This is a genomic window from Collinsella sp. TF08-11AT (genome assembly GCF_003437035.1).
Lineage (GTDB): Bacteria > Actinomycetota > Coriobacteriia > Coriobacteriales > Coriobacteriaceae > Collinsella.
This window is the reverse complement of the sequence record NZ_QSRL01000004.1, coordinates 1-22,943: the sequence shown is the minus strand read 5'-3', so window position 1 is coordinate 22,943 and position 22,943 is coordinate 1. Positions and strand designations below refer to the sequence as shown.

23 protein-coding genes are annotated in these 22,943 nt (G+C 59.4%); 14 read left to right on the top strand and 9 right to left on the bottom strand.

Features of this window, described 5'->3' with window-relative positions; genetic code table 11:
- Positions 1-33 precede the first annotated feature (33 nt).
- Genes miaB through hflX form a run of 3 tightly spaced genes read left to right on the top strand, consistent with a single transcriptional unit; the run spans position 34 to position 3,631 of the window.
- A complete protein-coding gene (miaB, locus tag DXC79_RS03945; RefSeq protein ID WP_022094691.1) occupies positions 34-1,404 on the top strand; it encodes a tRNA (N6-isopentenyl adenosine(37)-C2)-methylthiotransferase MiaB in 1,371 nt (456 codons plus the stop codon).
- Positions 1,404-2,342 carry a tRNA (adenosine(37)-N6)-dimethylallyltransferase MiaA gene (miaA, locus tag DXC79_RS03940; RefSeq protein WP_117635239.1) on the top strand — a complete coding sequence of 313 codons (939 nt, stop codon included), beginning with the start codon at positions 1,404-1,406 and terminating at the stop codon, positions 2,340-2,342. The genes miaB and miaA overlap by 1 nt, the downstream gene beginning before the upstream one ends.
- Positions 2,342-3,631: a GTPase HflX gene (gene hflX, locus DXC79_RS03935; RefSeq protein ID WP_117635238.1), complete on the top strand. Its 1,290-nt coding sequence runs from the start codon at positions 2,342-2,344 to the stop codon at positions 3,629-3,631. Before miaA ends, hflX begins: the two co-directional genes overlap by 1 nt.
- On the opposite strand, the gene DXC79_RS03930 is transcribed toward hflX, so the two are convergent.
- Both DXC79_RS03930 and lexA read right to left on the bottom strand, forming a co-directional pair.
- Positions 3,616-4,320 (bottom strand): heparan-alpha-glucosaminide N-acetyltransferase, encoded by a 705-nt coding sequence (locus DXC79_RS03930; RefSeq protein ID WP_117635237.1) that lies wholly within the window; start codon positions 4,318-4,320, stop codon positions 3,616-3,618. The genes hflX and DXC79_RS03930 overlap by 16 nt on opposite strands.
- Positions 4,320-4,964 (bottom strand): transcriptional repressor LexA, encoded by a 645-nt coding sequence (gene lexA, locus DXC79_RS03925; RefSeq protein WP_055250104.1) that lies wholly within the window; start codon positions 4,962-4,964, stop codon positions 4,320-4,322. Before lexA ends, DXC79_RS03930 begins: the two co-directional genes overlap by 1 nt.
- Positions 4,965-5,127: 163 nt before the next feature.
- On the opposite strand from lexA, the gene DXC79_RS03920 reads away from it, so the two are divergent.
- From DXC79_RS03920 to dut, 3 genes are read left to right on the top strand one after another with little or no spacing between them, the layout of a single operon-like run.
- On the top strand, positions 5,128-5,577 hold the full coding sequence (locus DXC79_RS03920; protein WP_158550962.1) for a LysM peptidoglycan-binding domain-containing protein: 450 nt from the start codon (positions 5,128-5,130) through the stop codon (positions 5,575-5,577).
- A 51-nt stretch (positions 5,578-5,628) separates the two neighbouring features.
- Positions 5,629-6,072: a transcriptional regulator NrdR gene (gene nrdR / locus DXC79_RS03915; protein ID WP_022093781.1), complete on the top strand. Its 444-nt coding sequence runs from the start codon at positions 5,629-5,631 to the stop codon at positions 6,070-6,072.
- Between the two features lie 4 nt (positions 6,073-6,076).
- A complete protein-coding gene (gene dut / locus DXC79_RS03910) occupies positions 6,077-6,520 on the top strand; it encodes a dUTP diphosphatase (protein ID WP_117635235.1) in 444 nt (147 codons plus the stop codon).
- A 393-nt stretch (positions 6,521-6,913) separates the two neighbouring features.
- Here dut and DXC79_RS03905 read toward each other — a convergent pair whose 3' ends face one another.
- Positions 6,914-8,215 (bottom strand): glycosyltransferase, encoded by a 1,302-nt coding sequence (locus DXC79_RS03905; protein ID WP_117635234.1) that lies wholly within the window; start codon positions 8,213-8,215, stop codon positions 6,914-6,916.
- A gap of 118 nt (positions 8,216-8,333) precedes the next feature.
- Between DXC79_RS03905 and DXC79_RS03900 the strand changes: the two genes are divergently transcribed.
- The gene (locus DXC79_RS03900) at positions 8,334-9,272 is read left to right on the top strand and encodes an NAD(P)/FAD-dependent oxidoreductase (protein ID WP_117635233.1); all 939 of its coding nucleotides are present in this window, start codon (positions 8,334-8,336) and stop codon (positions 9,270-9,272) included.
- Between the two features lie 154 nt (positions 9,273-9,426).
- On the top strand, positions 9,427-10,038 hold the full coding sequence (locus DXC79_RS03895) for a DUF1836 domain-containing protein (protein WP_199408639.1): 612 nt from the start codon (positions 9,427-9,429) through the stop codon (positions 10,036-10,038).
- Between the two features lie 73 nt (positions 10,039-10,111).
- On the opposite strand, the gene DXC79_RS03890 is transcribed toward DXC79_RS03895, so the two are convergent.
- The 6 genes from DXC79_RS03890 to DXC79_RS03865 all read right to left on the bottom strand — a co-directional run bounded on the left by DXC79_RS03890 (position 10,112) and on the right by DXC79_RS03865 (position 14,966).
- Entirely contained in the window at positions 10,112-10,978 is an 867-nt protein-coding gene (locus tag DXC79_RS03890; protein ID WP_117635232.1) for a DegV family protein, read from the bottom strand.
- Between the two features lie 175 nt (positions 10,979-11,153).
- Positions 11,154-12,275, bottom strand: coding sequence for an NlpC/P60 family protein (locus DXC79_RS03885; RefSeq protein ID WP_117635231.1), 1,122 nt, complete (start codon positions 12,273-12,275; stop codon positions 11,154-11,156).
- A 32-nt stretch (positions 12,276-12,307) separates the two neighbouring features.
- Positions 12,308-12,838, bottom strand: coding sequence for an adenine phosphoribosyltransferase (locus tag DXC79_RS03880; RefSeq protein ID WP_117635230.1), 531 nt, complete (start codon positions 12,836-12,838; stop codon positions 12,308-12,310).
- Between the two features lie 40 nt (positions 12,839-12,878).
- Positions 12,879-13,757 carry a MerR family transcriptional regulator gene (locus DXC79_RS03875; protein WP_117635229.1) on the bottom strand — a complete coding sequence of 293 codons (879 nt, stop codon included), beginning with the start codon at positions 13,755-13,757 and terminating at the stop codon, positions 12,879-12,881.
- Positions 13,758-13,760: 3 nt separating this feature from the next.
- Entirely contained in the window at positions 13,761-14,195 is a 435-nt protein-coding gene (locus DXC79_RS03870; protein WP_006236002.1) for an FHA domain-containing protein, read from the bottom strand.
- Positions 14,196-14,261: 66 nt separating this feature from the next.
- The gene (locus tag DXC79_RS03865; RefSeq protein ID WP_117635228.1) at positions 14,262-14,966 is read right to left on the bottom strand and encodes a CDP-alcohol phosphatidyltransferase family protein; all 705 of its coding nucleotides are present in this window, start codon (positions 14,964-14,966) and stop codon (positions 14,262-14,264) included.
- 395 nt (positions 14,967-15,361) lie between these two features.
- Here DXC79_RS03865 and DXC79_RS03860 point away from each other — a divergent pair, with 395 nt between their 5' ends.
- From DXC79_RS03860 to DXC79_RS03825, 6 genes are all read left to right on the top strand, one after another.
- On the top strand, positions 15,362-16,090 hold the full coding sequence (locus DXC79_RS03860) for a lantibiotic protection ABC transporter ATP-binding protein (RefSeq protein WP_117635227.1): 729 nt from the start codon (positions 15,362-15,364) through the stop codon (positions 16,088-16,090).
- A complete protein-coding gene (locus DXC79_RS03855; RefSeq protein ID WP_117635226.1) occupies positions 16,087-16,857 on the top strand; it encodes a hypothetical protein in 771 nt (256 codons plus the stop codon). The genes DXC79_RS03860 and DXC79_RS03855 overlap by 4 nt, the downstream gene beginning before the upstream one ends.
- On the top strand, positions 16,857-17,672 hold the full coding sequence (locus DXC79_RS03850; RefSeq protein ID WP_117635225.1) for a lantibiotic ABC transporter permease: 816 nt from the start codon (positions 16,857-16,859) through the stop codon (positions 17,670-17,672). The genes DXC79_RS03855 and DXC79_RS03850 overlap by 1 nt, the downstream gene beginning before the upstream one ends.
- 438 nt (positions 17,673-18,110) lie before the next feature.
- Positions 18,111-18,773, top strand: a complete 663-nt coding sequence (locus DXC79_RS03840; protein WP_117635223.1) for a response regulator transcription factor — start codon at positions 18,111-18,113, stop codon at positions 18,771-18,773.
- Positions 18,774-18,799: 26 nt separating this feature from the next.
- A complete protein-coding gene (locus DXC79_RS03835; RefSeq protein ID WP_117635222.1) occupies positions 18,800-20,248 on the top strand; it encodes a sensor histidine kinase KdpD in 1,449 nt (482 codons plus the stop codon).
- A gap of 1,702 nt (positions 20,249-21,950) precedes the next feature.
- On the top strand, positions 21,951-22,943 hold a 993-nt coding region (locus DXC79_RS03825), incomplete at its 3' end, for a hypothetical protein (protein WP_147327478.1).

The window sequence follows — 22,943 nt, the reverse complement described above, 5'->3', positions numbered from 1 at the left end:
TTGTTTCGCTCCCCATCGTTAGGACTTATGCACATGGACCAGCGTTCCGTACGCGATATTCTTGCCGGTAAAACCTACTTTATCCGCACCTTTGGCTGCCAGATGAATCAGCACGACTCCGAGCGTGTGAGCGGTCTGCTTGATTCATATGGCTGCCTCATGGCGCTCGATCCTGCGCATGCCGATATCGTTGTCTTCATGACGTGCTGCGTGCGCGAGGCCGCCGATACTCGCCTGTACGGTCAGTGCAATTCCTGCAAAAGCCTGCCGCCTTCGCCTTCGGGCAAGCGCGTGGTTGCCGTTGGCGGTTGCATCGCGCAGCGCGATGGCGAGGGCCTGCTCACCAACGTCGATAACGTCAACGTCATCTTCGGTACACATTCCATCGCGCATGTGGCCGAGCTCATTGCCGAGGCGTTCCTTGATGGTAAGCGTCATATCCGCACCAATGAGCATGAGGATACGGATGCCATGAGCATGCCGTGGCATCGCGAGACTCAGTATCACGCCTGGGTGCCCATCATGACGGGCTGCAATAATTTCTGCACCTATTGCATCGTGCCGTACGTGCGTGGTCGCGAAAAGAGCCGCCCCTTCGAGGAGATTGTCGACGAGGTGACCGGTTTGGTGCGCCAGGGCGTTCGTGAGATTACGCTGTTGGGCCAAAACGTTAACTCATATGGTCGCGATCTGTTTGGCAAGCCGCGTTTTGCCGATCTGCTGCGTGCCGTGGGCGATACGGGCGTGGAGCGCATCTTCTTTACGTCTTCGCATCCCAAGGACCTGCTGCCCGAGACCATCGACGCCATGGCCGAGACGCCTGCCGTTATGCCGCAGCTGCACTTGGCCGTCCAGTCCGGTTCGACGCGGATCCTCAAAGAGATGAATCGCCGTTATACACGCGAGGACTATCTGGGCCTTGTCGATCGCATTCGCAACCGCATGCCCGATATCGCGCTCTCGACCGACATTATCGTTGGCTTCCCGGGCGAGACTGAAGAAGACTTTGAGCAGACGCTCTCACTTGCCGAGACGGTCCGCTATGCTCAGGCCTATACCTTCATCTATTCCAAGCGCGCCGGTACCCCGGCCGCCGAGATTGACGATCCTACGCCGCATGAGGTTATTCTCGAGCGTTTCAACCGTCTGGTTAAGGTTATCGAGACCACGGCACACGAGTATAACCAGGGTGAGCTTCATACTGTGGTTCCGGCGCTCATTGAGGGAACGAGTAAAAAGAACGACGCGGTCCTGCTGGGCAAGAGTCCCAAGAATCAGACCGTGCATGCGCCTATCCCCGAGGGTTACAGCATCGATCAGCTTGTTGGCAAGATCGTTGATGTTGACGTTGACGTTGCCAAGACCTGGTATTTGTCCGGCTCCGTTGTGGGCGAGCCGCGCTAATGGTTTCTCCCGGGTCAGGTCTTTCTGCCGTTGCGATCGTCGGTCCGACGGCGGTTGGTAAGAGTGATGTTGCCGACCGTTTGGCAGCTCGTCTTTCGTCCGAAGTGCTGTCGTGCGATGCGATGCAAATCTATCGCGGCATGGACATCGGTACCGCAAAGATGGCGCCCGATGAGTGCACGGCGCCGCTGCGTCTCGTCGACATTGTAGAGCCGGGTGTGGCATATTCTGCTGCGCTTTATCAGGCCGACGCTCGCGCGCATGTTGAACGTCTCCTTGGTTCGGGTTGCCTGCCGGTTTTTTGCGGAGGTACGGGGCTGTATCTCAAGGCCGCCCTCGATGAGATGGACTTTCCCTCGGGTGAACTTGAGGACGATCGTCGTGCGGGCTATCAGGAGCTTGCCGAGCGCATTGGCGAGAAAGAACTGCATGCCCTGCTTGCCGAGCGCGATCCAGAATCGGCTGCTGTTATTCATCCCCATAACGTGCGCCGTGTGATTCGTGCGCTCGAGATGCATGATGATGGCGTCTCCTATGCGCAGCAAAAGTCGCAGTTTAGTGTTCCGCACGAGCATTATCATGCCCTATGGTTTGGTCTGACGCGTAATCGCGAGGTGCTCTACGAGCGCATTAATCTGCGCGTCGATCTGATGTTTGAGCAGGGTCTTGTCGATGAGGTCCGCGGTCTTATGGCCCAGGGGCTGGGAGATGCCCTGACGTCGATGCAGGCAATTGGCTATAAAGAGATCATTGATGCTTTCAATGGCGTGATGAGCATGGATGAGGCTCGCGAACTCATTAAGATGCGTTCGCGTCGTTATGCCAAGCGTCAGCTTTCGTGGTTTAAGCGCGATGACCGTATCGTGTGGTTTGATATGGATGAATGTACGATCGATGAGGTCGTTGAGGATATCCTGCATCGTATTGAGGCTGTCTAATGGCCCGTTTCCCCCTTGTTCCCACGGCACCCGAGCCCGAGCGTGCCATTTTAGTTGGTGTTGAGTGGCGCGACAATGCATGGCCGCTCGATCGCTCGCTTGACGAGCTGGAGCGTCTTGCCCACACAGCTGGTGCCCAGTGCGTGGCACGCTTGTCGCAGCGTTTGGTAAAGCCGTATCCTAAATCGTTTATCGGTTCCGGTAAGGTTGAAGAGCTGTGCGGCCTGGTGCGTCGCATGGATGCCGATGTCGTTATTTTTGACGACGACCTGACCCCCTCGCAGCAATCCTATTTGGAGAAAGCCGTGGGCGAGCCGGTAAAGATTATCGATCGTACTGCACTGATCCTGGATATCTTTGGCCTGCATGCTCAGACGCGTGAGGGACGCCTGCAGGTACAGCTGGCACAGCTTCAATACTTGTTGCCTCGCCTGCGTGGCATGTGGAGCCATCTCGCCAAGGAACAGACGCGCGGCGGCATCGGCTCACGCTTTGGTCAGGGCGAAAGTCAGCTCGAGGTCGACCGTCGCCTCATTCGTAATAAGATCGCTGCGCTTCGTCGTGAGCTCAAGCAGGTTGAACAGCGTCGCGATGTTCAATCCAAGAGCCGCATTGAGTCACCGGCGTTTCGCGTCGCGTTAGCCGGTTATACCAATGCCGGTAAATCGACGTTGCTCAATCGTCTGACCGGCTCTACGGTACTTTCTCAGGACAAGCTGTTTGCTACGCTCGACCCGACGACGCGTTCGTATCGCCTGCCCGGCGGTCGCGGCATGACGATTACTGATACCGTCGGCTTTATTCAAAAGCTGCCGCATGGTCTGGTTGATGCCTTTAAATCAACGCTGTCCGAGGTTTTGGGTGCCGATCTAATTCTCAAAGTCGTAGATGCGTCTGACGAGGACTATGAGCGGCAGCTGGAGGCTGTTGACCGCGTGCTTGATGAGATCGGCGCCGGAGAGCGTTTAACGCTGACCGTATTCAATAAAATCGATCTTCTCGATAGCGTTGATCGATTGAGTTTCCGTCGTCGCTATCCAGAAGCCGTTCTGTTCTCGGCCCAAACGGGCGAGGGGCTCGACGATCTCGTCGATCGCATTGCTCGCGAGGCAGCTGCCACCGATGTGTTGCTCTCCGCTGATATCCCGTATCGCGAGGGCGCTCTCATCACGCTGGTGCATGAGCAGGGAACCCTTCTGCATGAGGAATATCTCGAGGACGGCGTTCGCATTGTGGCGAAGTTGCCGGCTCGTATTGCACCGCGGCTCGAGCGTTATCGCACCGAGTAGACGAGCTCCAAAATGCCCAGAATGATGGGCTGATGCAGCAGATAAAAGGGGAGAGCGTGACGTCCAAGGCTGGCGAGCGCCGGCAGGGGGTTGGCGTAGGCCCAGCTAGGGACGGTCTTATCGATACTCTGCGCTATGTGTGCGGCGAAGTATCCTGCAAGATACATAAAGATAAACGGGATGATGGGGTAGTAATCACCTGAGACAAACCCAGGGCTCGGAAATCCCAGCCACGCCAGGTAGGGGACAGGGTAGATCGTTTTGGGGATGCTCCAGGTGAGGGCGAACAACACAAGGCATAGGGGCATGCCCCATCTCGTCGTTATCTTCTTAAGGACGGGATCGGTCAACGCCACGATGCCGGTGCATGCGGCCATGCAGTAGATGATGCCAAAATTAACCGAATCGTCGACTGAGACAAGTGTTGTTGCCAACCAGACAACGAGTGCTGCTAAGGCGTATTTGGCGGCACGTTTGATATTGTTGCGCGAAAGAGTGCACATCCAACCCGCGATAAACAAAAATACCCAGCTGATGCTGGCGCGCCAGACGTCTTGAAAGACAGTCTGGGTAAACCAAGGCATTTCCCAGCCGTACAGGTAGGCAAGATCATAGCAAGCGTGAAAACCTGCCATAGAAATCATCGTAAACCCGCGGACGGTATCAAAGATGGTTATGCGTTTTTGCATTACGAGAACCGGCGCATCAAGCCGACGACTTTGCCCAGGATAACGGGATTCGTTGCATAGATAGGCTCCATGGTGTCATTCTCAGGCTGCAGGCGTACGCGTCCCTGCTCCTTGTAGAACGTCTTGACGGTCGCTGAACCATCGATCATAGCCACGACAATTTCGCCGTTCATGGCATTCTTTTGTTCACGGACGATGATGTAATCGCCATTGAAGATGCCGACATTGATCATTGAGCTCCCATGCACCTCAAGGATAAAGGAACCCTGATCAGTCGCGATTTCGGTCGGGATAGTAAACGTGTCTTCGATATTCTGCTCGGCCAGAATGGGGATCCCAGCCGCGACGCGACCAACGAGCGGTAGCGAGACCGTTCCGCGAGGTGCGGTGGGCTCGTCAGATTTAGAAATTGAGACAGAGGAACCGTCCTCGTTAAAGAGTTCCAGGGCGCGCGGTTTGGTGGCATCGCGCTTGAGTAGCCCGCGCGCCTCCAGGGCAGAGAGATGGGCGTGCACGGTGCTGGGGGAGGAAAGGCCCACGGCAGAAGCCATCTCGCGCACGCTGGGCGGATAACCCTTCTCCTGCTGATATTCCTTGATGAAGTCGTAAATTTGCTGCTGACGCTTGGTAATTTTGCGAGCCATCAGGGCATCCTCTCTACCCATGTCAAACAAATGTTCGAATTTTGCTTGACAGGAACAACTGTTCGAAGATAATAATAACCGAACATTCGTTCTCGCGCTAGACATTTTTGTCCGCGCGGCTTGATAAAACTGTTCTCAGCAAAACACGCGAGAGGAGAACATGATGAACGTAACGAATATGGTCCAGGGAAACCTCGCCCTTAAGCTCGAGACGCCTGCAGAACCCACTTTTACGGTTGTTCAGGGTGGCCGCTCCGGCTTTCAGCCTTTGACCGTAAAGCCTGTGCGCAATCAGCAGGCTGTAGTCGCGCCGGCCCGCGTTGCCCTGAAGGTTCCGACGATTGTCGCCGTCGCCGTTGCGCTTACGCTCTTCTTTGTCCTCGCTACTTCGGTCTTTAGCGCTCGTCATGCCGCGTATGCCGAGTCCGTTTCCAACATTACTTACGAGACCATTCGCGTTCAGACTGGCGATTCTCTTTGGTCGCTTGCCGAGGAATATCCAATCGAAGGCCTTTCCACGCAAGAGACTTCCGACATGATCCGTAACGTCAATCATCTGGAGCATGGTTCGCTCGCCGCTGGTGCGCATCTTAAGGTTCCTGCTCGTTCGTAATCATTATCGCGCTGCGCATGGTACCCTTGTTATCGTTTAAGAGGAGGTACCATGCGCTGTCCCAAATGCGGCAAGGCACATACCCGCGTCGTTGATTCCCGTATGCAGGAGTCAAATAACACCATTAAGCGCCGTCGCGAATGTTGCTCGTGTAACTACCGCTTTACAACGTTTGAGCGATGCGAGGACCCTATCGAGGTCATTAAGTCAGATGGAACCAAGCAGCGGTTCGATCGCAATAAGCTTCTTGTCGGCTTGATGCGCGCCACCATCAAGCGCGATATCGACACTAAGAAGCTCAATGAGATTATCGATGACATCGAGGTCGAGCTTCGCTCTCGCACGCTGACGGCCGTCACGTCCCATGAGTTGGGTGACATGGTGCTCAAGCGCTTGGCTAAGATCGACAAGGTGGCGTACATCCGTTTTGCCTCGGTCTACCGTGATTTCAAAGACGTCGATGAGTTTCTGCAAGAGCTCGACAAGCTAAGGTGATTCCATGTCCAACATTTCCGTCAACATAAAGCGTCTCGACCCCACCGTCGAGCTTCCCAAATACGCCCATCCCACCGATGCCGGCTTGGATTTACGCTCCAACGAGGACTGCGTCCTGAAGCCCTTCGAACGCCGTCTGGTCTCTACGGGGCTGGCCATCGCCCTGCCCGATGGCTACGCCGGCTTCGTCCAGCCCCGCAGCGGCTTGGCCATCAAGCAGGGCCTGTCTATAGTCAACACGCCGGGCCTCATTGATGCTCACTATCGAGGTGAGCTTAAGGTTATCCTTATCAACTTGGATCCCTCCAACGACATCCAAATCAACAAAGGCGACCGCATAGCCCAACTCGTCATCCAAGAAGTCCCCACGGTCAATCTCATAGAAGTAGAAGAACTAGACGAAACCGACCGAGGCAAAGGAGGCTTCGGCTCCAGCGGCATCGCCTAGGGCGCTCGTATCCCTCCCGCCCGGGGCTTACCTATATCATTCCATGCTCAAACATTCTCGTGTCGCTTCGCTCGCTGCGAAACTGCGCGTGGAACGATATAGGTAAGCCCCGGGCGGGCGGCTACTCGCTTGAAACAATATTTACTTTTCTAGTAAGTCGATGCGATGAAGGGACGCCTCCTTTGTCGCATCGACTTACTGTATTTATATTCTCTGGTTCCCCTTTGCAGATTCTACTGGTGGGGAATCTGGTATAGCCGCTGGTACGTTAACGCAGCTTACCTGTGGGAGGCCCCTATATATCGTCCCGCGCGCAGTTTCGCAGCGAAGCGAGAATGTTTGAGCACGGGATGATATATAGGGGCCTCCCACAGGTAAGCGGACATAAAGACGCTAGCGGATATGCGCGGGTTTTCCGCCCCAGTAGAAGCGGCAGAAGGCTCGTTTGCGCTTTTGGGGTTTGCCTACGAGCTCCATGGCGGCGATGGCTATGTCTTCGGCTGCGTGGGGGCGGCGTAGTACTTCGCCGTTGATGAGTAGGGCTTTGAGTGATTCGGGATGGTCGTGCAAGTGACGTAGGGTAACGATGAGCTCTCGTGCGGTGGTGACATGCATGCTGGCGCCCATGCCGGTGAGCATGGTGGTGTTGGCCTTTTCCTGGCCATAGGACTTGCCCAGCAGGATCATCGGCAGATGTGCGCATAGGCACTCGGTGACGGTGAGTCCGCCCGATTTGAGAATTGCCAGGTCGCAGCCGTGCATAAGCGCTGCCATATCATCGACATAGTCAAGAACCGTGACGTTCTCGAGTTTCATGGCATCGAAGAGTGTCTTGAGGCGGGCGGCGTATTCGGCGTCCTTGCCCGGCAAAAAGACAAAGTGCATGTCTTCGAAGCTGCGTAGGAAGGGGAGGGTGCGGTCCATCTCCGCGCGAAAGCGAACGTACGGTTGAGGCAAGCTGGCACCGGCCATTACCAGCACGACGGTCTTGTCGGTGGGGAGGTTGAACTTAGCTAGCTCTTCCTCGCGATCGTAATCCGTGTCGAATCCGGCGCGAATGGGAATGCCGGTAATGCGAATTTTTGTTTCGAGCACCTTGCGCGGACGCAGCGTTTCGGCCATAAATTCGTTGGCAACACAGAATAAATCGGTGTCCTTGTGGGGCCACCATCCCTCGACTTCGTAGTCGGTCGGTACGCAGATGACCGGATAATCGATACCCGTAATTACGCGGGCGCCCACGGCAACATTGGCTGCCGTGATGTGCGTTGCAACCACGGCTATGGGCCTGCGGCTACGAATATATTCGTTGAAGGCGGGGAACATAATTCGCGACCATGCCGTTCCGCCACCCCAGAGAAGATGTCCCGTAAGCGTATATCGCCAGGTCAGGTCGTAAATGGGGCGCGTGGCTCCCGTAAAAGAAGCCGCGGTCTTATTGCCGTCGAATTTAATACGTCCAAAATCAAGGATATCGAGCACTTCAATCTCAATATCCTCGGGGATGCCATTGGTGCCGCGGATAAGGTCGAATGCCTGCGCAATCGCATTTGCGGCGGCCTTGTGGCCCGAGCCAACGGAGGCGTGCACGATGGTCACGAGAGGTTTTTGCTGAGCCAGGAGCGTGGTTTGCTCCGATTGGGGAGTGCTGTGCGTGAGCAGGGGGGCGTCGTCACTCGTCTGCGCCTGGTCCATCGATAACTCCCCTTCAGCTTTGTAATACGGATTTATCATTGTAGTGCATGAGTGTCACGTTCACGTAAATTTGGGTATGAGCGCAAAGAACGACAACGTTTCGACGAAAGGACGCTTCATGACTACCGATAAGCCGATCGATGTTGCGATTATCGGTGGCGGCCCCGCGGGCTATGCTGCCGCTATTTATGCTGCGCGTGCCAACCTGACGACGACCGTGATTGAGCAGGGCATGTCGGGAGGGCAGATCGCCACAACCAATGAGGTCGAGAACTATCCGGGTTTCCCGCTCCTGAGTGGCGCCGAACTCGGCGAGCGTTTTCAGCAGCATGCAGAGGGCCTGGGAGCACAGGTTACATGGAGCATGGTTACGGGTATCGATTACGATGCCGATGCAGCGTTGTTTACGGTGCATCACGATATGGGCGATACGCTGGCCTCGAGCGTTATCGCTTGCATGGGTGCCACGCCGCGTCCGGCAGGTTTCGCAGGCGAGGATACGTATCGCGGTCGTGGCGTTTCATATTGCGCAACATGTGACGGCATGTTTTTCCGCGGCAAGCAGGTTTTTGTAATCGGTGGTGGCAATTCGGCATGCGAAGAGGCTCTGTTCCTGTCCGACCTTGCCAACAGTGTGACCATCGTGCTGCGCCGCGACCAGTTCCGTGCGCCCGATGGTGTTGTTCAGAAAGTACTCGCAAAGGACAATATTACAGTTAGGTACCAAACTAGTATTGTGGAGCTATCGGGCGAAGCCATGCCAACGACGATTACCTTTAAGGACAATGCATCCGGCGAGACTCATACCGAGTCATTTGAGCCCGGCTCGTTTGGCATCTTTGTCTTTACCGGAACGCAGCCCCATACCGAGCTTGTTGAGCATCTAGTCGATCTGGCGCCTGATGGCGGCATTCTGACTGATGAATCCATGGCGACCCGCACGCCAGGTCTATTTGCCGCTGGCGATATCCGTTCCAAACGTTTACGCCAGGTTGTGACCGCTGTTTCGGACGGAGCCATAGCGGCAACGAGCGCATACGCGTTTCTCCGTGGATAAGTACGATAATATATCTTATGTAAGGTTGCTATCTTTAAACAAAGTGGTTGGACGATGCATCAATGTGTTGTCCAACCACTTTTACTTGCCGGCTATGTGGTATGCAAAACTAGATAACCTAGAATACAATATAGAAAATGAACGGAGGACCTTTATGAACCACGTTAAACACGTTATTCCGATGTCCGATTCGTCGGTAAGCATTAAGCCCGAGGATATTCAGCCCACGGTGCTGCCCGATGCATTCATTCAGTCCGATATCGTGCGTAAACTCAATACGTTGAGTCTGCCGCGCTATAACCAGTTGCCCAATGTGACACTCTACCGCGACCAGGTCATTGAGTATGTTGCGCTGTGGATGGAGCCGCTGTCCATTTGCGTTGAGCAGCCCGTCATTACGCCATCGATGATCAATAACTACGTGAAGGTCGGCCTGGTGCCTGCTCCGGTCAAAAAGCAATATGGCCGCGAGCAGATTGCCCGTCTGATCGCTATTTGCATCTTTAAGCAGGTGCTACCTATTGCTGCGGTGCAGGCACTCTTTAACATTCAGCGATTGAGCTACGATGCCCCGACGGCCTTCGACTATGTGGTTGATCAGCTCGAGGCATCGATTCGTTCGGCGTTTTCCGTCGAGCAGACGCCGGTTCCCGATACGGCGCATCAGGTAACGCGTGAGTCGCTGCTTGTGCGCAGTGCGGTTTCATCCTTTGTTTCGAAGGCTTACTTGATGAGCTATCTCAAGTTCAACGGGTTTAATAGCTAGCCGACGTATAAAACGGGTGGGACAAAGAGCCATCTGTCGCTTTGTCCCGCCCATATTTTTGCTTGGTTGGAATTTATTTGCCCGAAGCTACGCCCATGCCGTAGCCGATGATGAGGCCGTGCATCTCGGCGTAATAGGAATCCAGGCCGTTGCAGGGCATGATGATGGTCTTGGAGCCGGGCCAATGCTCGACTATGCGGTCAGTAAGCGCCTGGGCTCCAGCTTCGTTCTCAACGTGATCGATGATGACCTCACCGCCCGTAAAACCCTCGGCTTCCATGGTGTCGATGATCTTGTTGAGCATCTTCTTTTCGCCACGCGTGTGCCCGACGAGTTCGATTTTACCGGCCTCACTCGCCGTGCCCAAAATGCGGATATTGAGCTTGTTGGCAATGACGCCGGCTGCCTTAGGGATACGTCCGGCTTTGGCCAGGTTTTCGTAATTGCACAAGCTGAAGAGGATTTTGCTGTTCTGCTCAAGGCTATCGAAGTATGCGCAAGCGTCCTCGAATGAGAGATCCGGATTGCTTGCAAGATACCGGTCGAACAGCAGTAAGATCAGGTCCATTTTGCCGCCGGCTCCGCGTGAATTGACCAAATGAATTTGACGGTTCGGCTCCTCGGCAAGAACCAAATCGCGTGCCGTGGCGGCGGCGTTATAGCTCCCCGATACGCCCTCCGAGATGGGCATACAAATCGTCTTGTCGGCAAGCCTAAAGAGTTCGGTCCACTCGCCTACGCTCGGACAGGCGCTCGAAGAAGCGCTCGACTCCGCCTGCACGGCGCAATTGAGTTCGTGAACGTCGAGCGTGAGGTCATCGACGAACTCGCGCTCCCCCACTCGAATTTTGAGGGGTGCAAATGCAAAGGTGGTATGGGGCGCGGTCGGTTGCCAATCGCGGAGGTTACAGCTCGAATCGGAGATAAGTGCCCAGCTCATAGAGGGTCCTTTCTATATGCTTCTCAATCATTATAGCTATATTGCTCACCGATGAAGCGTGCATCTAGTATTGAAAACTAGCACATTAGGATCATGTATGGAGCACGGTCATAAATAAATGAACCTCGCAGCTCAAAGGCCACGAGGTTCACCTTCGTTCGCTATACAGAGTGACTTAGTAGCGCACGAAAATGTAGTTGTTGTTCATACCGGCTGCGACGGAACTGATGATGACGCCCGTTTTGTAGTCGGAAGCATGGATCATCTGACCATTACCGATATAGATGCCGGTATGGTAGGAGTTAACCACAACATCGCCGGGTTGCGGATCGGACACACGGGTCCAACCCATGAAGTCGACCGTGGTGCCCAGACGGCAGTAGCGTCCCGTGAGGCAATAGCTTACAAAACCGGAGCAGTCAAAGCTGTTCGGCCCAATGCCACCCCAAGAGTAAGCGTATCCGAGCTTGCTATAGGCACGCGAAACAACGGAACCGCCGTCAACGGACTGGCTCGGTGCGGAAGGCGTCGGAGCCGGAGCCGGAGCCGGAGCGGGCGTCGGGGGCTGCGGAGTGGGAGCGGGCGCGGGCGTGTTTCCGCCGCCGTCGTTGGTCGTACCGCCACCCTTGTTGGTGTTCTCGCTCGTACCGGCGGTGTCGTTGCTCACCGTGGCCTTTTCGGCGGTGCTAGCATTTATGCCAGCCTGCAGCGCGGCGTTGGCCTGGGCCTCGGCAGCAAGCTCGGCCTGCAACTGTGAATCCAGGGAGTTCACGACACTCTGGGCTTCAGCCTGCTGGGCGTTAAGCTCGTCGACCTTCTTTTGCGTGGTGGCGACGTTCTTCTCCTGCTCGGCCTGCTTATCGGTGAGCTGCTGCTTAAGCTCCTTTACCTCTTGAATGGTCTGAGCCTGCTTATCGGAAACTTTGCCGTAGTAGAACAGACGGTTGAGCATATCGCTCAGATCATCGACACCCGTCAGAACCTGAAGCAGGCTCAGACCGCCGGTTTTGTACTCGCCGGCGACATAGGTCGAGAGCTTGGCCTGACCATCGGCGATCTCCTGCTGCTTTTGCGTGATCTCGCCGGCAGTCTGATCGAGCGCTTGCGTCTGCGTGGCGAGCTCATCGTAAATCTGCTGAGTTTGGGTACCGATCTGCTCGAGCTTCGCACGAGCAGCGGCAAGGTCGGATGCGGTATCGGCGTAGGCAGGAGCCGCGAGGCCCAAGCCCAAAACACAAGCGAGGGTTGCCGTAGCAGCGCAGCGTGCCATGTTTTTGTGCGTGTTTGCTGTGCGCATGTAGCTTCCTTTCCAGTAACTAAGGGTAACGGCTAGCCTACCGTCACCAGGCTAAAGAGCTCCACATCGTCATCAGACGGCGTGAGCTTCTCGCGCGGGTTGAGAAACGCAAGCTCAAGGATACAACCGTAACCGACAAGCTTTGCGCCCATATCTCGCACCAGTTTACCTGTTGCCTCGACGGTTCCGCCCGTCGCGACCAAGTCATCCAGAATCAACACGGTATCTTTAGAGCTGATAGCGTCGGCATGGATCTCAATGGAATCCGTTCCGTATTCGAGCTCATAGCTTTGGCTCACGGTCTCGCGCGGCAGCTTGCCCGGTTTACGTGCGGGAACAAAGCCGGCGCCAAGGGCTACAGCCACCGGTACGCCAACCATAAAGCCTCGAGCCTCTGGGCCCACGACCTTGGTGATTCCCATGCCGGCAAAGTGCTCGGCGAGGGCATCGGTCATGGCTTTGAGCGCCTCGGGATTGCCAAAGAGCGGCGTGATGTCTTTAAAGATGACTCCGGGCTCGGGATAGTCGGGGATGTCGACGATTTGAGATTCGAAGTCGTACATTGCATGACCTTTCAATGGGTTGCCGGATAAGCGGCAGCTGTTATTTGCCCGCGGTGGCGGTGCCGGTTTGCGAAGGGGCGACGACCTTGAGCGGCTTTACGAGAGAATCCTCGTGCGAAGCCGGCGCGACAGTTTCTTCGTTTTTGGCCTTGGTGGACTCGGAGCGAGCGATTTCCTCATCGAGTGCATCGATGTCGGCGTCCTCGACCACGGCGTTGAGCGACTCAAAAACGCGGTTCTTGAGCAGCGCAGTGTGCACACCCTCCGTCAGGTCGTGAAGCTTCTTAAACGCACGCTCGAGCTTGGCGTCGCGCTCGTCATCAGAAGTATCCATGCCGAGCATGCTCACGAGCACCTGCTCAAACATCGAGGACTCGCGGTTGGCGGAAGACACGTACTGACGCAGGTTGCGCGGCTCGATATGGAAGCGTGACAGCTCGGAGCAGTAGCGGATGATCGGAAAATCGCGACCATCGACGAGCTCACGGTTCTGCGGACTCTTGATGATGCGAATGAGGTCGTTCTCGGCGAGCGAGCGGATAAACGAGATCTCGACGCCCAGCATATCGGGAATGGTCTCGATGGGATGCAGCTTTTGTTTGGTCTCCTTGGGCTCCGTCTTGAGCGGAACATCGGACAGCAAGCCCACCTCGTAGGCGAGCGTTGACAGGTCCGTGGCGTTTTCCAAGCGCTGCTTAATCACGTTGAGCGGCATGTAGCGAGTCTTCTGCAAGTGCAGAATGACCTCCAGGCGATCAACGTCCTCCTTGGAGTACTGACGGTATCCCTTAGGCGTACGATGAGGGGTAATGAGCCCCTCATCCTCTAGAAATCTAATTTTTGAGTTCGAAAGATCGGGGTATGCGCCTCGAAGTAGGTTGACGACTTGGCCGATACTCAGATAGTTGCGTTCGGCCATGCCCTACTCACCGGTTTCGATGCGCTCCGGCGTGCTCTCGTGGTAGATGAGCGTAAACGTACCGATCTGAACGGAAGAGCCGTCGTGCAGCGGAGCGGCGTTGACAATGGCACCGTCGACCCAGGTGCCATTGAGCGAGCCCAGATCCTCAATACGGGCGCCCAGGCCCTCACGAATAATGCGTGCGTGGCTGCGCGAGACAGTCATGTCGTTGAGGAAGATGCCATTCGCGGGATCGCGGCCGATGGTGGTCACGTCGTCCTCGAGCTCAAAGGCGGCACCAGTCTGCGGACCCTTGACGATGGACAGAACGGGGGCGGTGATGCGCACGTTGGCCATGAGGTCGGGAACGGTGACGTCGCTTGAAGGCACGCGGAATACGCAGGTAGCGTCAGCAGTCTTATCATTCTGAGGCATATTGTTAACCATGTTGTCCATGACAACCCCTAACTTATCGCGGACGTGCCGCAAATAATGAACCGTACGTAATCATACCCCAACGAATCAGTCTTCGATTTCGGGGTTCAGAAAGTCGATGTCCTCGTCCTCGGGATGCGCGAGAGCCTGTTTAATGGCCGCTCCGCCCTTAATGGAGTAGATGACAGCGGTGAGCATGGAGAAGATCACACCGCCATACACAAAGAAGATGCCGAGGGGCACCGAGCTTCCGTTAAGACCCGGGAAGGCCGTAAGGGTTGAAGGTAAAAGGTGCAGGCCGTCAACAACGGGGAACCCGAGCAGCATGAGCGAGAAGCCGGTCATGAGCAGTGCAGTGGCAATCTTACCGGGAAAGACGACATCGATGGGGCGACGGTGATAATGACGCACGATAAGCGTGCCGATGCCCAGATAGATGTCGCGGCCAATAATGAGCACGCAGACCCAGATGGGCAGCTCTCCGCGGACTACCAGCCCAAGTACGCCGGTGAACAGCAGCGCACGGTCACAAATGGGATCCATGACCTTGCCGAGCCACGAGACCGTCTTAGTCATGCGGGCGATCTGACCGTCCATCCAGTCGGTGGAGGCGGCAACGGCGTAGATAACAATGGCGATGACGCGGTTGTTATCCGTCACAAACAGGTACAGAAATACCAGGGTGAGGATCAGGCGCGTAAAGGTGATGAAATTGGAGATCGTAAAGATCTTATTCGACGGGTAATCGGAAGTGCCGATAAGCTCCTTTTTGATCTTCTTTTTGATGCCCACAGGACTCCCCCGCTGGTTAACGACAAAACTTTCGATACTATACCCGTTCCGGCGATGTCTATCCAGCGTAAGCATAGAGAGTCCAGACATGTGGAGGGCGCTTTTGGGCGGCGGGGATTTCGCATTCGTGTACATCAGTCTCCAAACATGTCGAAAAATGTCGTTTTTGGAGGTTGACGTACACGTTTTGATTCGGTGATTACATCGATCGGGAAAGTTGTTGCTTTAAGCAAATTAATCATGATGTGCGGGTCGAGAAGGGTTGGCGCCAAAAGAACCCAACGGCCGTTACGGCTTCGTTAAAAACGCGCCCCACCATGGATGGTGAACCCGAAAGGTGAGGCGCGCGGGCACGGCGACTCGGCCCGCGCGCCCGGAAGAGAAAGGACGAACCCATGGGTTACATGCTCGAGACGCGCGGGCTCACCAAGCGCTTCGGCCGCGGCGACCAGGCGCAGGACGCCGTGGCCGATGTGAGCCTTCATATCCGCGAGGGCGAGGTGTACGGGCTGCTCGGTCCCAACGGCGCCGGCAAGTCGACAACGCTCAAGATGATCTGCGGGATGCTGCGGCCGACGGCCGGGGAGATCCTCTTTGCCGGGCACGCCTGGCGCCGCGAGGACCTCTACGCAATCGGCAGCCTCATCGAGGAGGCGCCGCTCTACCCCAACCTCACCGCGCGCGAGAACCTGCGCGTGCGCACCACGCTGCTGGGCCTTCCCGAGAGCCGCATAGATGAGGTGCTCGCCGCCGTGGACCTCGCGGACACCGGGAAGAAGCGCGCCGGGCGCTTCTCGATGGGCATGCGGCAGCGCCTGGGGCTCGCGCTGGCGCTGATCGCCCAGCCACGCCTGCTCGTGCTCGACGAGCCCACCAACGGCCTCGACCCCATCGGCATCGAGGAGCTGCGCGACCAGATCCGCGGCTTCGCGGCGGCGGGTACGACGGTGATCGTTTCCAGCCACATCCTCTCCGAGGTGCAGCAGATGGCGGACACCATCGGCATCATCTGCGGGGGGCGCCTCGCCTACGAGGATGCGCTTCGGCCTGGGCAGGACCTCGAGGAACTCTTCATGAGCTTCTGCCGGGAAGGGCGACGAGCACGCGGGGAGGTGGCGGCATGACGGGCGAGAAAGGCGGCCTGCTCGCGGCCCTGCGCGCCGAGGCCCTGAAGTCGCGCCACGCGGCACCGGTTCGCCTGGCCGTGCTCATGGCGCTGCCGATGCCGCTGCTCGGCGCGATGCCCTACCGGGGCGTGCAGATCTTCAGCGCGTGGAACTACTGGTACGCGCTCTTCCTGCCCGTGTCTCTCTCGCTCGTGGTGGCGTGCGTCGCGCGGGCGGACGCGCGCACGCGGATGCGGGGGCTTCTGGGCCTGGGCTTCCCGCTCGGGCGCGCCTGGTGGGCCAAGGCGCTCTGGTGCCTCGCGCCCTGCACGCTCTCGAACCTCGTGGTCTTCGGCATCTACCTCGCGGGATCGGCGTTCTCCTCGCAGGGTCTCACGGCCGCGGGCACGCTCACGATGCTCCTCTGCGCGCTCGCCAGCACGGTGACCGCGGCGTGGATGATCCCAGCAGGGCTCTTCCTCACGGCGCGGCTCGGCATGCTCGCGGGCATCTTCTGCCCGCTCGCCGCGCAGCTCGTGGGTGGGTTCGCCTGGTCGCTGATGCCGCTGCCGCAGCTCTTTCCGCCGTCGGCGAGCATGGTCATCCCCACGAGCTTCATTCCCGTGCTGCCGAGCGGCGAGCCGCTCGCGGCGGACATGGCGCTCGGCGGGGCGCTCACGGCGGACGGCGTGCTCACGCTGGCGGGTCTTGCGGTCTGTGCGCTCGCGTTCGCCGCGCTCACGGCGGCGGGCGCGGCCTGGTTCGCGCGCTCCGAGGAGAGGTGATGGCCATGACACGACTCTCCGACCCGACGCCGCGCATGACTCTCCCGCGGGCCCTGCTCTCCGAGGCCCTGCGCCTGGCGCGCTCCCCGCTCTCGGCGGTGCACCTCGCCTGCGGCCTGGCAGCCGGTCTTGCCTGCGGCGAGTACTTCTCCGTAACCCGATGGGACCCGGCGCTGGGCGCGGACGCCTATGCCCAGTTCCTCGGCGCCCTCATGCCGCTCATGTGCGCCATCGTCTGCGGGCTCGCCGTGGACGAGGAGCGCGCTGCCGGGCGCCTCGCCAACCTCACGGCGGTCCCCTCGCGCGGGCGCGCCGTCGCGGCGAAGCTGCTCGCCCTTGCGGCGCTCGGCGCGGGCGCGCTGGCCGTGGCGCTCGGCGTTTTCGGGGCTGTGCTCGCCGTCGCCGGGCGCCTGCCGCTCGGGCCCGCTCCGCTTGCGGCCGCCTGGGCGGGCATCGTGCTGGGCAGCCTGCCCCTCTACGCGCTGGGGCTCGGCGTGGCCCTGCGCCTCGGCCGCAACGCCACCATCGGCGCCGGCGCGGCGGGGATGCTCCTCGCGTTCTTCTCAGTGGGCGGACTTGCGCACGGTCTCATGACCGGCGAGCTCACCGGTGCCCTGGCGACGCCCCTGAGCTGGGTGCCGCTCGCCTGGCCCGCGCGCCTGGGGTCGCTCGGGGTGGAGGCCTTCATCGACGCCGCACGCGCGGCGGGCCCACTCCTCACGACTGCGCTCGCTGGCCTCGTGCTCACCCTGGCAGCCGACGCCGTCCTTCTCGCCTGGTTCTGTCGCTTCGAGGACGGGAGGGCAGATGCGTAGGAGGCCGCTCGCCTCCATGCTCGTCCTCCTCTCCGCAGCGCTCGTCCTGGCCGGGATGCCCTGCTCGACGCCGGCTGGGGGTCGGCACTGCGCTCGATTGCCGACCGCGTGCTGCCCAACCCTGAGATCGCTATGTGGGCGCCCGCGCTCGAGCCCGGCAGCCACGCGAGCTCCTACGCCGACGCCACCGGGGCGGGGACAAACTATGTCTACCTGGTGGACGCTGCGGACGACAGGGGCAATGTCCGAGAGCTCCAGCTCATCTTCTTCGGGCGGGAGTCGGACGGCGAGGGCTGGCTCGGGATCGAGGCGCGCGGCGGCTCGGGCGTGCGCTACCGCGCGTGCGAAGCGGCTGAGGCGCCCGCAGCTGCGCGCAGGGCTCTGGACCGCTGAGTGCGGCGCTAGTACAATTCCGACGAGAGTTTCAGGAGGTCGAACATGGCGAGGATACTGGCAGTGGATGATGAACGGGCTATCCTCGACGCGCTCGCGCGCGTCCTCGGCCGCGACGGCCATGAGGTCGTCAGGGCGGCGGACCCGACGGCGGTCCCGGGGATGGACCTCTCGCGCTTCGACCTCGTGCTCTGCGACGTCATGATGCCGGGGCTCGACGGCTTCGAGCTCGTGCGACAGATCCGCCCGGACTTCGACGGGCCCATCGTCTTCCTGACCGCGCGCGTGGCCGAGGAGGATGCCGTGGCCGGCTACGGCCTGGGCGCCGACGACTACGTCCGCAAGCCCTTCGGTGCCGCGGAACTGCGCGCCAAGGTCGCGGCCCATCTACGCCGTGAGCGCCGACCGCGCTCGCACGCCCTCTCCTTCGGGGAGGTGCGGATCGACCTCGGGGCGCGCGGCCTCGCCGTGGGCGACAAGACCGTGCCGCTCACGCCCACCGAGTACGCCATCTGCGAGTACCTCGCGCGCCACCCCGGGCAGGTCATGAGCCGCGCGCAGATACGCGAGGCGGTGCTCGGCTGGGAGAGTGACGCCGACGACGCGGCCATATCCATGCAGGTCAGCCGCGCCCGGAGGAAGCTCTCCGAGGCCGGCGCCGATCCGATCGCGACCGTCTGGGGGATGGGGTACAAGTGGCAGCTCTGAGGATCGGGGCGCGAGGTCGCGGGGGCATGCCGCTCTCCTTCGTCATCGCACGCTACTTCGCCTACGCGTTCGCTGCGGTCGCTACGGCGTGGCTCGCCTCGTTCATGGCGCTCTCCGCGGCGATCAATGCGGGCTTCGTCTACGAGGCAAGCTGGGGGCCGGCCAATGCACGCGAGGTCGCGGAGGGCCTGGCACGCGACGGCGTCTGCGGGCAGCAGGACGTGCCGACGGCGTACCGCTACCTCATCCTGAACAAGGACGGATACGTGCTGATGACAGACCTCGAGGGCACGCGGCTCGAGGATGCGACGGAAATGGCCAGTACGGCACTCGCCGCGGATCCGGGCACAGTGGAGATCGAGGGCGGGGGCTCGGGCCTCACCTACGCTGCGTTCCCGCTCAAGGGCGGCGGGGCCTGCGCACTCGTCAGCGAGTACCTGCCGCAGTGGGTCTCGCGCGACCTCGCCGGCCTGCTTCCCAACCCGCAGAACCTCATGCTCGTCGGCGCCGCTGTGGGAAGCGCGCTCGCGCTCGCGCTCGTGGCGCGCCGTGCGAGCCGCGTGATCTCGCGCAAGATGGCGCCGCTCGCGGAGGCGGCGGGGCGCGTCGGCGCGGGGGAGCTCGACTTCGCGGTCGGCAGCACCAACGTGCGTGAGGTGAACGACGTCCTCGCCGCGATGGACGCCATGCGGGCCTCCCTCGCCGAGTCGCTCGAGGCCCGCTGGGCCGCGGAGCGGGGACAGCGTGAGCAGATGGCGTCGCTCGCCCACGACCTCAAGACGCCGCTCACCGTGCTGCGCGCCAACGCCGACTTCGTGGCGGAGGAGCTGGAAGACGAGAAAGACGCCGACCTCGCGGCCGCCGCGCGCGACATAGCCGGCGGTGTCGAAAGGCTCGACGGCTACGTGCGCCTGCTCATCGAGGCCTCGCGCGGGTCCGGCGGGGCGGAGAGGGCCCCCATGCGGCCGGCCGAGCTCTGCGAACAGGTCCTCGCCGAGGCTGCCCAGATCGCCCGGGCGCGAGGCGTGACGCTCGACGCGGCCACGGGCCCCGCTGTCGCGGGCGCGCCCGAGGCCCCGCTCGACCGAACCGCCCTGGCGCGAGCCGCCGCGAACCTCGTGGCCAACGCCGCCGAGCACGCGCGCTCGCGCGTGGCGGTCTCCTGCGACGTCGCGGGCGGACACCTCGTCATCGAGGTGGCCGACGACGGACCGGGCTTTTCTCCCGCCGCCCTCGAACGCGGCTGCGAGCGCCTCTTCACAGACGACTCCTCCCGCTCCTCGCGCGACGGAGGCCGCCACTACGGGCTCGGCCTCCACGCCGCCTCCGAGGCCGCGAGCGCCCATGGGGGCTCCGTCTCGCTCGCCAACAGCCCCTCGGGCGGAGCGGTGGCCACCATCGCGGTCCCCCTGTGGGGGCCTGACGACTCAGGCCCCCACACCGGCGTGCCTCGCAACCAAACGCCTCCCGGATAATTCATGAGGCCGTACTCGTATTCGAGCCTGTCTATCTCCGCGGCGAGGGCCTCCGTCATGTAGAAGGTTTTCGTGCGGCCCGTCGACTTCGCCAGGTGGTCGTACCTGTTCGAGAGGTCCTCGGGGATTCTCAGGACTGCGGTGGCGGTTGCCATGATGCACCTCCCGGTTAGATGCAATACGTGTATTACATTCTGTCACATCACCCGCACCGGCGTACGGCCGCATCTGCTCTTTTACCTTACCTTATGTCAACCGGCCCATGGTTGGCTTATTCAGCCGGATTAAATCAAGCATTAAATCAATCCAGACCTATAAGGGGCGGTGGAAATCCATTGAGGAATGAGGGCGCCGTCCCTAGGTCGGCTCCTCGATGGCCGCGGCTGAATTCCCCTGCCATCGTCTGCGTGGGTTCCGGCACGGGGTTCTGGCACTGCTCGAGTGGGGCACAAGGCTCGGCTGTCGGTCGTGCCGGACGGCATACGTTTTGAGACCGGCAAGCTGTTGCCGGCTCGAGGACAGCGGCCCGGTGCACCGGGCCGATCGATAGAGGACTCAGGTTCACAGCGCAGTTTCTTGGGGCTCGCATATATAGGAAGACTTGATCGGCAATCGATTTTAATGAAGTCGACAGCGCATGTCAGAGCTTTCAACAAACCGCAGGTAAATCCGTGTACCAAAAATTGGTACACGGATTTACCTGCGATGTTCATGCTTGGTCAAAAGCCCATCAAGCGATATATTCATTATTTTAATGCGCGCGCCTGAGCTTTTGGCTGAAGTGGCAGTCCGACCGCCGGCAGGCGGCCACGCTATGTCCAAAGGCCACGCCTACTCCCAGTGCCCGGCTACGTCGACGACCCAGTGCTGCCCGTCGAGTTCCTGCCGCAGGGCTACATCAGGGACGTCTTATTGGGGGACGACCACATGGAACCCCGGGAGATCAAGCTGTACGGCTGATCCATCCGTCAACAACATGTCAAAGCCCCAAACCCAACAGGATCGCGAACGAGGGGATGAATTGACCGCCCGGGTATTTGCGCCCGGGCGGTCAATTTTATCAACCATGGGTGCGATTCTGTGAGGCCATTTTTCTGGCATCCGCCGTTTGCTCCGGTCTCAACGCACCCATCGACCGTTCAGTTATCTTTGCGAACGCGACCACGTGCGCATTTGTCGAACAATCAAATGTCCGACAATGTCTGACGGAGCTGTCAGACATTCACGCACGAGCAGGTGAGCTTCGCGAGCGATTGTAGGCAACTAGTAGCCCCAGCTGCGTCTTTGGCGCAGGTTCGACGTCTGACATCTTGAATGTCTGACGTCGAACGAAGCTGGTTGATAACAAGCAGGTGGAATAAACATGGAGCCCGACACCTCTCGCGCAATCGGCGCGCGGCAAGGGTCTGGCCCATCTCATATGTTGCCAACGCTAACGGTGAACCTGAGCGCCCGGGCACATTCTTTGTTGGCTGAAACCGGCATAGCAACTAGCGGAAGGCATCATCGAAGGAGTGTGCTGGAAAGCACCCGTCTCCTTAACTGTTAGAAATGCAAGTTAATAATCTATGTGGTCAATATAATACCGTTGAACCAGCGTATCGATACCGCTCAGCCATTCGCCTCGCCCCCATCGCACGCATCTTCATCCGGTCTGTTACTTTTAATCTAACAATTCTTTGAGGAACGTAGGTGCTTCTAAATGTACTGTCGACTTCTTCTCAAACTAATCCTAAGAGACAGGGCCGTATGGATTTGTACGCTCGTTCTCGCTGCAGCCTTTTCCGTCCCCATTGCGTTCAATTCACCCATCTACGGGCCCTTCTTTATGAAACAGGGCATGCAGAGCTTTGTCGACGCATTCAATACGCGCGCGCCCCGGGCCAGCGGCACAGACCTATCTCCAGAGCAGCAAAATGACGCGGAGCTTGCAAGATACGCGAACGCCGCCCTTGCCGCTCAAACCGACGCCGCCTTTCTCGATTCTGCCGAGAGCTACTACGCGCTCATGGACGAAGGCTTCCAATCCGGGTCCATCGTGGGAGACCGAGAGACCAATGACGCGGAGCTCGCATATTGCCGTGCCCTGAGCAGCTCCGGCATCACGGATATCCCGGCCTCCGCAAACGACCTGCCATTCCTTTCCTTCCTGCCTTACGCCATTGCCACGGCGCCGTCTTTCCTTCCCTTCATTCCCTTCCTTCTCTCGTCGATACTCCTGCTCGGGGCCACAAGGCCCGGGACCCTGGCGGCGAAGGCGCCCGTGCCCAAATTCCGGCGCCTTATCCAGATCGTGTTTTCGATAATCGCCGCGGGGGCCGCGATGCTCCTCGCCGGCCTCGCACCCGGGGGCATTTACGCCTTGGCCCTAAACGGCTTCGGGCAAATTGGGTACCCGATCGCCTTCTTCCATGACGGCGCGCTTACCACCACGACCGCGGGAAACGTCTTCACGACCCTGCTTCTCGCGCTGCTTGCGGGCGGAACCTTGATATCCGTTTGCTCCGCCGTCCTATCGACCGCAACGAGGCGCGTCCTCGCGGGCCCCCTTACCTCCGCGCTGCTTGTCGCGGCCCCGGCATTCCCGTTATTGTCCGATTCGGCACTAGGGCATAATGCCGTGCTCGGGCTCCTGCCACTGCCCGTATTCTCGCCTATCGAGGCAACGGGTTACGTAGGATGCTTCCCGACAGAA

Bases quoted from the DNA above. Each gene is read 5' to 3' on its own strand.
- DXC79_RS03855 (WP_117635226.1), top strand. From the start codon at position 16,087: ATGACGGGCGAGAAAGGCGGCCTGCTCGCGGCCCTGCGCGCCGAGGCC.
- DXC79_RS03895 (WP_199408639.1), top strand. From the start codon at position 9,427: ATGAACCACGTTAAACACGTTATTCCGATGTCCGATTCGTCGGTAAGC.
- dut (WP_117635235.1), top strand. From the start codon at position 6,077: ATGTCCAACATTTCCGTCAACATAAAGCGTCTCGACCCCACCGTCGAG.
- DXC79_RS03885 (WP_117635231.1), bottom strand. From the start codon at position 12,275: ATGCGCACAGCAAACACGCACAAAAACATGGCACGCTGCGCTGCTACG.
- DXC79_RS03870 (WP_006236002.1), bottom strand. From the start codon at position 14,195: ATGGACAACATGGTTAACAATATGCCTCAGAATGATAAGACTGCTGAC.
- DXC79_RS03920 (WP_158550962.1), top strand. From the start codon at position 5,128: ATGAACGTAACGAATATGGTCCAGGGAAACCTCGCCCTTAAGCTCGAG.
- DXC79_RS03860 (WP_117635227.1), top strand. From the start codon at position 15,362: ATGGGTTACATGCTCGAGACGCGCGGGCTCACCAAGCGCTTCGGCCGC.
- nrdR (WP_022093781.1), top strand. From the start codon at position 5,629: ATGCGCTGTCCCAAATGCGGCAAGGCACATACCCGCGTCGTTGATTCC.
- lexA (WP_055250104.1), bottom strand. From the start codon at position 4,964: ATGGCTCGCAAAATTACCAAGCGTCAGCAGCAAATTTACGACTTCATC.
- DXC79_RS03905 (WP_117635234.1), bottom strand. From the start codon at position 8,215: ATGGACCAGGCGCAGACGAGTGACGACGCCCCCCTGCTCACGCACAGC.
- DXC79_RS03890 (WP_117635232.1), bottom strand. From the start codon at position 10,978: ATGAGCTGGGCACTTATCTCCGATTCGAGCTGTAACCTCCGCGATTGG.
- DXC79_RS03840 (WP_117635223.1), top strand. From the start codon at position 18,111: ATGGCGAGGATACTGGCAGTGGATGATGAACGGGCTATCCTCGACGCG.
- miaA (WP_117635239.1), top strand. From the start codon at position 1,404: ATGGTTTCTCCCGGGTCAGGTCTTTCTGCCGTTGCGATCGTCGGTCCG.
- DXC79_RS03900 (WP_117635233.1), top strand. From the start codon at position 8,334: ATGACTACCGATAAGCCGATCGATGTTGCGATTATCGGTGGCGGCCCC.
- DXC79_RS03835 (WP_117635222.1), top strand. From the start codon at position 18,800: ATGCCGCTCTCCTTCGTCATCGCACGCTACTTCGCCTACGCGTTCGCT.
- DXC79_RS03875 (WP_117635229.1), bottom strand. From the start codon at position 13,757: ATGGCCGAACGCAACTATCTGAGTATCGGCCAAGTCGTCAACCTACTT.
- DXC79_RS03850 (WP_117635225.1), top strand. From the start codon at position 16,857: ATGGCCATGACACGACTCTCCGACCCGACGCCGCGCATGACTCTCCCG.
- DXC79_RS03930 (WP_117635237.1), bottom strand. From the start codon at position 4,320: ATGCAAAAACGCATAACCATCTTTGATACCGTCCGCGGGTTTACGATG.
- hflX (WP_117635238.1), top strand. From the start codon at position 2,342: ATGGCCCGTTTCCCCCTTGTTCCCACGGCACCCGAGCCCGAGCGTGCC.
- miaB (WP_022094691.1), top strand. From the start codon at position 34: ATGGACCAGCGTTCCGTACGCGATATTCTTGCCGGTAAAACCTACTTT.
- DXC79_RS03880 (WP_117635230.1), bottom strand. From the start codon at position 12,838: ATGTACGACTTCGAATCTCAAATCGTCGACATCCCCGACTATCCCGAG.